The organism is Ornithinibacillus proteolyticus (genome assembly GCF_039581225.1).
Lineage (GTDB): Bacteria > Bacillota > Bacilli > Bacillales > Amphibacillaceae > Ornithinibacillus > Ornithinibacillus massiliensis.
The window spans coordinates 1-4,373 of record NZ_JBCPXV010000093.1 but is presented as its reverse complement, the minus strand read 5'-3'; the positions used below and the strand labels follow the sequence as shown (position 1 = coordinate 4,373).

At 30.5% G+C, this 4,373-nt stretch carries 5 protein-coding genes; 3 read left to right on the top strand and 2 right to left on the bottom strand.

Features of this window, described 5'->3' with window-relative positions:
- Positions 1-348: 348 nt before the first annotated feature.
- Positions 349-1,008 carry a hypothetical protein gene (locus tag AAIB49_RS19545; protein ID WP_343459025.1) on the bottom strand — a complete coding sequence of 220 codons (660 nt, stop codon included), beginning with the start codon at positions 1,006-1,008 and terminating at the stop codon, positions 349-351.
- Positions 1,009-1,096: 88 nt separating this feature from the next.
- Positions 1,097-2,194: a hypothetical protein gene (locus AAIB49_RS19540; RefSeq protein ID WP_343459024.1), complete on the bottom strand. Its 1,098-nt coding sequence runs from the start codon at positions 2,192-2,194 to the stop codon at positions 1,097-1,099.
- 640 nt (positions 2,195-2,834) lie between these two features.
- On the opposite strand from AAIB49_RS19540, the gene AAIB49_RS20055 reads away from it, so the two are divergent.
- The 3 genes from AAIB49_RS20055 (at position 2,835) to AAIB49_RS19530 (ending at position 3,995) form a co-directional block, all read left to right on the top strand.
- Positions 2,835-2,972, top strand: coding sequence for a sigma factor-like helix-turn-helix DNA-binding protein (locus AAIB49_RS20055; protein ID WP_481857904.1), 138 nt, complete (start codon positions 2,835-2,837; stop codon positions 2,970-2,972).
- Between the two features lie 20 nt (positions 2,973-2,992).
- On the top strand, positions 2,993-3,196 hold the full coding sequence (locus AAIB49_RS19535) for a helix-turn-helix domain-containing protein (RefSeq protein WP_343459023.1): 204 nt from the start codon (positions 2,993-2,995) through the stop codon (positions 3,194-3,196).
- Positions 3,197-3,503: 307 nt separating this feature from the next.
- On the top strand, positions 3,504-3,995 hold the full coding sequence (locus AAIB49_RS19530) for a hypothetical protein (protein WP_343459022.1): 492 nt from the start codon (positions 3,504-3,506) through the stop codon (positions 3,993-3,995).
- Positions 3,996-4,373 lie beyond the last annotated feature (378 nt).

Genomic DNA, 4,373 nt, shown 5'->3' with positions numbered 1-4,373 from the left:
AGCCGCAGACCGAATTAATGTACAATTAAATCAGCAACAAGTAGCATGATTTCTGTTTTTAAAAATACATTTTAGAAATTCTGTAGGATTCTGTATTTTTAAAAAGAGCAATTATGAAATTGACTCATTTCTTAAGTAATTTGTAGCTATCTAACTATAACCCTATTCAAGGAAGTCTTATTAAATAGTCTGGCCATAAAAACCTTAACAAAGTAGACCTCTCCCGATAGTCATTATTGTTAAGGGCTATCTTTTTAATATTTCACTACGTGATATCATAGCACAACGATTATAGTTATTAAATTATCCTTAGATAAACTTTGTATCTTAGTTGCTACTGTTAATTACTCAGTTTCCGTTATATTTATCATTAAAAATCTTAACCCACTGGGTATTAACTGGTCCGTTTATTACTGAATAATAGCCCCTGTTATGGTTGCCATGGAAAGATAAGCGGTCTTCATGAATAGAGACTGCAATTACGTCATTTTTAGTAATCATAGTGAATCTAAAACTTAATTCTTTAGAAACATCACTATTCCAATCATTATTGCTTATTTTTTTTACATTATATTGACTCAAGAAATCAAATAGTTCCTCAATAGCTTCTTCATTGGTGTTCCTCCAATATTCACTTCCATCTAAATGAAATTCTAATGACTCTACATGTTTTGAATCATAGCCTATTATATTTATTAAACTCTTTTCTTTATATTCGTTATAAATTGTTAAAGAGACTATTACGACTGGGAGTACAATCAGAACAAGGAGAAAGAACTTAAAAGCACTTTTTTTTTGTATATTTCTAGATAGTGTGAATGTATGAATCCGATTAGATAGATACGCCGTAAATGGAATTATGACTACAAGAAAAATCAAAAAGTTAGCGAAAATGCCTAGGGTAGCACTCCAGATTTGAAATTCAATAGCCAATAAATAGTTTAGGTAGGAGATAGCAAATAACACAAAGATGAAAATTATCCAGTAATACCTTTTTATATTATGCATTAAATCACCCTTTTTATTTAACTTTTATTATAGTATACAAAATAACAGAAAAGGGGGCGGAAGGTAACGCTCCCCTTTTCTAGTGTTGTCACTTTTTTACAAAAGCATCGAGACTTGGATATTCATCGTTTTTCTCAGCTTGTAAGTTGTAATCCAATTCAACAAAGGTGTTCCCGTTTATTTCTTCTGTTTTCACAAGCTCGAATACTAATGTCAATGAATCTCCTATTTCATATTCGCTTGAAAGATCTCCTTTAAAATAGATACTATGGTAATCTAGTTCAGGATATTCTGAGTTAAAGTTAAGTGTAGTGAATCCTTTTTCTTTATTGTAAGTTAGTTCCATAATCACATCATCTATTACTATCTGAGAACCTGGTGCAATCTTTTTTGTTTGGTTAGTAAGTTCTTTTGTCTTATCATCGTAAAACTCTGTATATAATTCGTCCATTGTTAATATAGGGCTATAACTCACTGAATTTTTGCTGGCAGTGTTTTCACTTTGCTTTACATAGATGCGATTATCTTTCATTACATGATTAGTAGTAATGTCATTGATTTCTCCATCAAAAGAAGTCTGACATTGAGTGCATGGAGGATTTATATTGATATAATACATTTTTGGGGTCCATCTTTGACTATCGTGAACAGCATAGTGAATCTCATAACCTCCATATTCTGTATTGTATCCGCCTGGAATTTTGTAATCGAATGTTTGATTACTTCTAACTACTCTATCATCAAGTTGGACACCATTTCTGAAAATTTCAATGCCAGCAGTACCAAGTCCGAAAATCCCATTCCTTTGCATGTATGGTCTAAAGATATCTTGTCCATAACCCGTAGCACTTTTAATTACTGTGGTATTAATTCCATTACCATTATTAAAGTCTACTGAGGGATGTGTTACATGGTAGTCTCCCCCACCTTGATGAATTACAGAACCGGGGTGACTTCCCATGGGTAAATTAGTAATATAATTTATTAATGGTTTAGCAAGAGCCCTCGCTATCTTTGGAAGTACAGAGTTTATCTCGGCTTGACTATCCTTTAAAACATCCTGATCGATTTGTTCTCCATCTAATTTAAAATCAATATTTTGTGCGGAAATATGTGTAGTAGATATAAACATCACTAAAGCTGAGACTAATAAAAATACAAATACAATCACTTTTGTTTTTTTCATTTCAGGACCCCTATTCATTATAATATTTAGACTATTGTTGATGTAATTCTTCTCCACTCTCCCTTCATCTCAATATTAGCACATGAGGGAGATAGTGATATTGGGAAAGTTCAGTATAATTTTGGTGCTTATTTATCGATTCGACATAATTCTACGAAATATTACAAAAAAATTACAACTTATTTAAGGTGTTCCAAAAATTCGCATAAAAAAGAACCTCATTATTGATTAAGTAGTTCAGGGGTTGAACTTTTGAAGTTAAAAGATGTAAAATGAAGGAATTTATGGAGGTTAATTAAGTACGAGAAGCTGTATCTAATTTATCAGAAGAAAATCAGAAGAAAGTTGACAAAGCATTTAAAGAGCATTACAACAAAGTGAAATTAATTAAATATGTTAGTAAACTCATTCACTTATTTAGCATTGATTATGATAAAAAAGTAAATAAAATTAACAGGAATTTTCTTTTTAACACTTGACCAGTCCATACCATCTGATAATGCAACAGATACTGTTGCGAAAGACCTAATTGAATCTAATAATCACTTATCGTTTGATAATGTATTTGGTACAACTTTATTAGAACAGATAGAAAAACAAGAATTACTTTCAGCTTTAGAAACACTTACACCAAAATAACTTGAAATCCCTAGAATTTGTTTATAATAATAATAACACTCCTTTTAAAGAGGTTGCAAATCTACTTAATACCAGTCCAGAGAACATCTCAAATCAACATAGAAAAGCTCTCAAGAAATTATATGATCAACTAAACTAACCATTTATTAGGGGGATAATATGGAAGAAAAGAATCAACAAATAGAAAAAATCATCCAGGATTTCAACTTCAAAATTAAAAAAAGTCTTAGAAATACTTCTTTCCAAGAACGTGAGGATCTTGAACAGGAAATTAAAACAAAAATAATAGAGAAGATACATTCTGTTGAGTTTGGTGAAGCGCCTAGCTTCTGGTGTCTTTTAAAAGAGAGAAAGGCAAGCTAACTAATAGACATATTCAAATTAAATGAATTATGTTATTATGGTTTTATTGAGTCTTTGTTTTTTCTCACTCTACTTGGGTGGTTAGTGAATTCTCCTACTTTCAGGGGAAAAGACTAACAAAAACCTATTCTTTCTATCCAGCCCTTCTGGTAATGTAATAGAAAGCCTAAAAACTTGTGAGAACTATTTAAAATAATATGAATGATATAAATCAAAACCACTTCTATTGATCTTAAAATTTATGATCACATAGGGTGTTTTTTTTTTGATTTATAACAATGTAAAATCAGATTGGGAGGAATTTTTTATGAAAAAAAACTATCTAAAAGTGAAAGGTTTTTTAAAAAAGAAAACATCATTACTGTTCAATGGGTTGAAATTATTGGTAAAACAAATGTTATTTACTCTGTACAAAACTACAATAGGTCTCTTAACGAAAAATGAGCGTCTTGAGGATAATTTGGAGAAATACAATATCGAATATCTTTATTTACTTCTAATAAAAAACGATATTGGTACACAGAGAAAATATCTTCTTCACATGCCGATAATCCATAGATTAATAACAATTAGTGGTATTATTCTCTTTGGAATAGGAATATTTGGTTCCATTCATTATTATTCTGAGAATTTTGCTGTAGCATTATCACTACTTTCCTTTACTTCCATGTTGTTAATTAGAGTGACTCAAATTGTAGATGCAAATTATAAAAACATGATTAAAGATATGATTGAATACAAAAAAAGGTTAGAAGAAAAAGAAGAAAAGAAAAAAGTAGAAACGCATTCTATCTCGTAATTTAGAAAGTAACTGCCTAGGGAATATCTCCATTTCTATATTAAAAATCATTTAAAGAACAGTATCGGCTATAATATGCTGTGACTGCTAAACTAGAGTAGACAGTTTTTGCTAGATAAAAAGACACACTTATTTACACAAAAATATTAATAATAGGCTATCATACCCGCCTCTCCATGTAAAGTTGTAATATACAGAGAAAATCAAAAATGTACATCATTAAACGAGCGAATTTGTACATCTATATGTTAGTGATTACGGCCAATGAAATGTACCAACCTTGCCATGTTTTTTACCACCGAATGACAAAAAATGTACCATCAAATGACAAGCGTTTACCACTAATACCTTTGTATAATTAATGGGCACACCTATGGG

Excerpts from the sequence above, each read along its gene's own strand:
- AAIB49_RS19545 (WP_343459025.1), bottom strand. The coding sequence starts at position 1,008 with ATGCATAATATAAAAAGGTATTACTGGATAATTTTCATCTTTGTGTTA.
- AAIB49_RS19540 (WP_343459024.1), bottom strand. The coding sequence starts at position 2,194 with ATGAAAAAAACAAAAGTGATTGTATTTGTATTTTTATTAGTCTCAGCT.
- AAIB49_RS19535 (WP_343459023.1), top strand. The coding sequence starts at position 2,993 with ATGGAAGAAAAGAATCAACAAATAGAAAAAATCATCCAGGATTTCAAC.
- AAIB49_RS19530 (WP_343459022.1), top strand. The coding sequence starts at position 3,504 with ATGAAAAAAAACTATCTAAAAGTGAAAGGTTTTTTAAAAAAGAAAACA.